This window comes from Rhizobium sp. P1_E1, from assembly GCF_056406015.1.
The window spans coordinates 1-4,326 of sequence record NZ_JBFUAY010000306.1; the positions used below are offsets into that span (position 1 = coordinate 1).

The window sequence follows — 4,326 nt, forward strand, 5'->3', positions numbered from 1 at the left end:
ACTTTTTGTTTTTACGCAATTCCGGACGGAAAACCGCTTCACACTTTTCCTGGAATTGCTTCAATAAGACAGCTTCGGATACCAGTCCGCCGGCCGGCCCTCTGGCGTCGCATCGAGCACAGTCCAGAGCGGCATCAGGTCAGGCGCACCGCGCGGATCCTCGCCGGGATCGGCGGTCACCTCGCCCATCTCCTGGCTCCAGAAATGGCGGATGGTGCCGCCGCGCCGCGTGAAGACGTTGAAGGCGGCGCCGTCGCCGCCATCCGTGCCGATCGCGCGATAGTCGCGGCTGTAATCGTCCGTCATGTCGGAATAGAGCGGCAAGTGGTGCCAGCCGCGTTCCTTCTTGAAGGCGAGCAGCTTTTCGATCGGCGAGCGGGCGACGACGGCAAGCGCTGCGCGCTGCTGGATGTCAGGCACTTCGCCATCCCAGGCCGACAGAAGCGAGGTGCACATCGGGCAGGGACGCTCGCGCTGCGGGCCGAACATGTAGCTGTAGACGATCAGCGTCTCCTTGTCGGCGAAGAGCTCGCTGAAGGAGATCGGCCCATCGCTGCCCTCGAAGCGGTAGTCTTTCGTCACCTCGCCGCCCGGCGGCAGCGCCCGGCGCTGTCTTGCCACACGCTCGATGTGGCGGCGCAATTCGATTTCTTCCGCCAGCAGCGCGTCGCGGGCGCTGCGATACACCTCGCTCTCATTGGGGAACCGGACGCCGTTCTTGGCCGCAAGCACGGCGGCGGGTACCAGATGCTGATTATCCATGACGATATCCTCCTTCTGTTGCCGCGCGTCTCAGACGCGCAAAGGACGTGCTGAAGCCACGACCGGGTCGCAGCACATCATTACAAGGACGACGGGCTGATGCAAAAATAGACAGAGCCGACGGAAAATATTCGCCCCGCGCTTTGGCCGGCTCGGCGCCCGGCTCGCCAAAGCCCAGCAGATCAAGACGTGCGTTCCGAAATGCGGATCGTCTAACCAGCTCATGATCAGCATCGCATAGAGGACGCCGCCCCGTGAACTCATTTCCCTGCGAAACTCAGTGAACGGTGATCACCGGAATGCCAGCTTCGTCGGCGGCACGGATAAGCGCTGCTCGCGCGTCCTGAGCCGGAATTTCCCCATGAATTGCATTTCGGCACGCCCTAATCGCTATAAGATATTCTTCTCCGTCGTCGATCGGCCAGCCAACTGTCAGCATCTCGGCAGCCTGGAAAAGGGTTGCGACAAGCTTGTATTTTTCCGACCCACTCACAACGAGCATCAGAGGGGCAAACTCTTCGGATGTGCGCCACTTCATGACATTAGGTCTCCCCACAGTAAACATATTAGTAACCGTGCAAGAACCGTTCCGTGATCTTCGCAGGCGTGCCGAAGCTCGTTTCGCAGGCCGCATAGTGAAAGGAGATAAAGGCGCTTAGTCGCCTTAGCATCGCCAGCGTCAGCTTGGGCACCTGTTGCCAGAGAAACGCACGCCAGCCTCATTGCCCGCCATGCTGAAGCCAACAATGCCGCCGACATTTTCGCGAGGAAGTCGAACACCCGGATCATTCCGGAACGCCGACATCGTCGAAATACCGCTTAATCCGAGGATGACCGCGATTGCCCTGCCGGACCAGTTCCGTCGTTGCTACGTCGCCATGTTTCCCCATCATCAAAGCCGGCACTGATATCTCGATCGGCGAGCCAGGCATGGAGCCGCCGATGCCATACTGCTTGCCCGATCCTCGGATCGCCTTGTCCGTCTTCTCCGCGAGGGCGCAGGCTTTCTGACGTTTGTACCCTTGCCCTTATTAAATAGCCGGCCATTGTMCGAGACCGTCGGCGGCTAGCAGTTCGCTGCTCGAGAAAAGCATCTCTCTTCACGGCACCACTCTTGAATAAACGGAAGGACACGCGAGTTTTCCGGTTTGCAGGGAGGAAATCATGTCCGTACCCAACGAGCCTATCGTTCCGCCGCCAGCGCCGCCGATCGGCAATCCCGAACCTGAGCGAGATCCTGGGGAGACCCCACCGCCTGACGGCCCCGAGCCGGACGATGGCGACGATCCGATGACACAAGCTCACGCACAGGAGGCCGAACGAAGCCCGCAAGGCTTGACAGCTGTCTCTGACCGATTAGTGCTTGGCACGGGCGGCCCCCGACGGCAGCGGCGCGCAATATCGCGGGAAACTCTCCGTCAATTCGCCGACCGTCGTTGGATTGTCGAGGAGCGGCCGAAGGCGATTTTCACCGATCACTTCAAGCCTTCTTGAGCTTTCAATGATAACACCAAGGTCATAGGATTCGCGGGCGATGCTGCAAATCCAAAATGCTCATAGAATGCCTTGGCTTCGTCGGAGATCGCGTGAACCAGAAGGCCGCGAATACCCATGATATGGGCTGCCTGTGCGGTACGCAGTACGGCGTCTTTCAACAGCGCGGCTCCGATTCCTTTTCCCTGCCAGTTGCGATCGATAGCCAGACGGCCAAGGACTGCCATGGGAACCGGGTCGGGCATGTTGCGCCGGATCGCTCCCGGCGCGTCCGCGACCGCGAGCGCTCCCGATGAGAGGCAGTAATAACCGACAACGCGCTCACCCTCGCAGACCACATAGGTTCGCGATGCGCCGCTGACCTGATTGGCCCGCGACCGGCGGCGCAGCCATTCATCAAGGCTGTCGTGCCCGCTGTCGAATAGCTGGAGATCGTGTGCTTCGCCAAGAAGCGTCGGTGCAGACAACATTACGGCTGCCAGGGTTTGGGAGCGTTCATCAACCGTTCGAAGCCTTCGCTACTTGGCGGCTGGTCGAGGACGGCGAGATAGTGTTTGTAGCTGTCAGGATCGACCCGCACCAATGTCTGATCGAGAAGCGCGTCTTCGGCGGCACGGCGCGAAGCGTCGATCATAAAATCCGAACGGGTTTTCCCGTGGGCCTTGGCGGCGCGGTCGATCAGGACGCGAACGTCCTCACGAATCCTCAAATTAACGGCGCGGGTATGGGTATCGGTGGCGTTTTTGCTGGTCATGGCCTTTTCCTTCAAGGCCAAATACCACAAACCCATACACAATGTGTATCTATTTCTTGCGGTATTGCGGGTTGATATCCAAAGGCCTCCCTCTCAGTTCCTTCTGGACATGGGCGCTGATCGCTTTCGAACGGAAGCCCGGCTTTCACCGTTAGACAAGAAACTGTTCTGGCGACGCCAGTTCCTCAATCCCTACGCCTTCGAGGACGCGCCCGGCGCATTGCGAGCGCTGGTTGAGTGATCCAGCAGCCTGGGATCGCGCCTCTCGCCGATCAACCAGCAAATCCGCGCATTTGGAAAGGCGAACACTGGGCACCAGCTCACCGCGTGCCGCCTATAATCGGCAGCAACGACGTTGAGCTATTTGGAGGACTTCGGCTCCTTCAATTGCAAGTTATTGACTGAGAGCCTGAGGGGCACGGGACCTCCGCTCAAAGGTAAGCTCGCGAAAAGAACACCGCGGTCGTTAAAAAGGCCACCGCGAGGGTTAGCACCCGAACGGCCGATGATGGCAGCCTTCGTCCGATATGCGCTCCGATCCACCCGCCGATAACGGCTCCAATCGTCATGGGAATGCACTCCTGCCATACGATTGCCCCGGCAAGTACGAAGACGACGACGGCGACCGCGTTGGCGGCGGTTACCATCACCATTCTTGTCGGATTCAGGCTCTTGATGTCCCCGCCCCCGAGCGCGCTCCACGCCGCAAGCATCATGAGACCCACCGCGCCACCAAAATAGCCGCCATAAAGACCGAGAAAGAACTGAACCGTTGCGAACGCCAGAACACTCGGACGTGCCTGCGTCTGCAACTGGGCGCTGAGCCTCGAACCTGCAGCGAGCATCAATGTCGCCACCAGCAAAAGCCATGGCAGGGTACCATCGAAAATCCTCGATGGGGTTAGCAGCAATAGAATGCTTCCGGCCACACCACCCATCACCGTCACTATAGCAATGGGCGCGACATTGACGCCGCACACACTCCTAACCCCATCACGGTAGACCCACGAGCTCGCCATACCGCCGGGAAACAAGGCTAAGGTGCTTGTCGCGTTTGCGGCTACCGACGGCACTCCGACCGATATCAGCGCAGGCAGGGATACGAACGACCCGCCGCCCGCCAACGCATTCATGCTGCCTGCTAACAAGCCAGCAAGGAAAAGAAGCATTATATCGTACATGGTCAGGTCGCCTTAGCACCCAAGCCTGATTTCGGCCGAGCCTCTTGTCCAATACCGCGGTCACATTGCCGTACGACGTTGTGCGTCCATAAGAGTCCGCCCCACGACTGCCATCCGCCGTAGTCAAGGAAACAT

The 4,326-nt window shown here is 59.4% G+C and carries 7 protein-coding genes; 1 reads left to right on the forward strand and 6 read right to left on the reverse strand.

From position 1 onward, the window contains the following. Positions 1-60 precede the first annotated feature (60 nt). The 5 genes from AC1D1Z_RS34520 to AC1D1Z_RS34540 all read right to left on the reverse strand — a co-directional run bounded on the left by AC1D1Z_RS34520 (position 61) and on the right by AC1D1Z_RS34540 (position 3,010). Positions 61-762, reverse strand: a complete 702-nt coding sequence (locus tag AC1D1Z_RS34520; protein WP_477853284.1) for a DUF899 family protein — start codon at positions 760-762, stop codon at positions 61-63. Positions 763-1,039: 277 nt separating this feature from the next. Next, the gene (locus AC1D1Z_RS34525) at positions 1,040-1,300 is read right to left on the reverse strand and encodes a DUF982 domain-containing protein (protein ID WP_017968256.1); all 261 of its coding nucleotides are present in this window, start codon (positions 1,298-1,300) and stop codon (positions 1,040-1,042) included. Between the two features lie 247 nt (positions 1,301-1,547). Continuing rightward, positions 1,548-1,694 (reverse strand): hypothetical protein, encoded by a 147-nt coding sequence (locus AC1D1Z_RS34530; protein ID WP_477853286.1) that lies wholly within the window; start codon positions 1,692-1,694, stop codon positions 1,548-1,550. A gap of 543 nt (positions 1,695-2,237) precedes the next feature. Then, entirely contained in the window at positions 2,238-2,726 is a 489-nt protein-coding gene (locus AC1D1Z_RS34535) for a GNAT family N-acetyltransferase (RefSeq protein WP_477853288.1), read from the reverse strand. Continuing rightward, positions 2,726-3,010, reverse strand: coding sequence for a type II toxin-antitoxin system TacA family antitoxin (locus AC1D1Z_RS34540; RefSeq protein WP_477853290.1), 285 nt, complete (start codon positions 3,008-3,010; stop codon positions 2,726-2,728). Before AC1D1Z_RS34540 ends, AC1D1Z_RS34535 begins: the two co-directional genes overlap by 1 nt. Here AC1D1Z_RS34540 and AC1D1Z_RS34545 point away from each other — a divergent pair. Next, positions 3,000-3,251, forward strand: a complete 252-nt coding sequence (locus tag AC1D1Z_RS34545; RefSeq protein ID WP_477853292.1) for a hypothetical protein — start codon at positions 3,000-3,002, stop codon at positions 3,249-3,251. The two genes, AC1D1Z_RS34540 and AC1D1Z_RS34545, sit on opposite strands and share 11 nt — an antisense overlap. A gap of 190 nt (positions 3,252-3,441) precedes the next feature. Here the strand turns inward: AC1D1Z_RS34545 and AC1D1Z_RS34550 are convergent, their stop codons facing one another. Further along, positions 3,442-4,191 carry a sulfite exporter TauE/SafE family protein gene (locus tag AC1D1Z_RS34550; protein ID WP_477853294.1) on the reverse strand — a complete coding sequence of 250 codons (750 nt, stop codon included), beginning with the start codon at positions 4,189-4,191 and terminating at the stop codon, positions 3,442-3,444. Positions 4,192-4,326 lie beyond the last annotated feature (135 nt).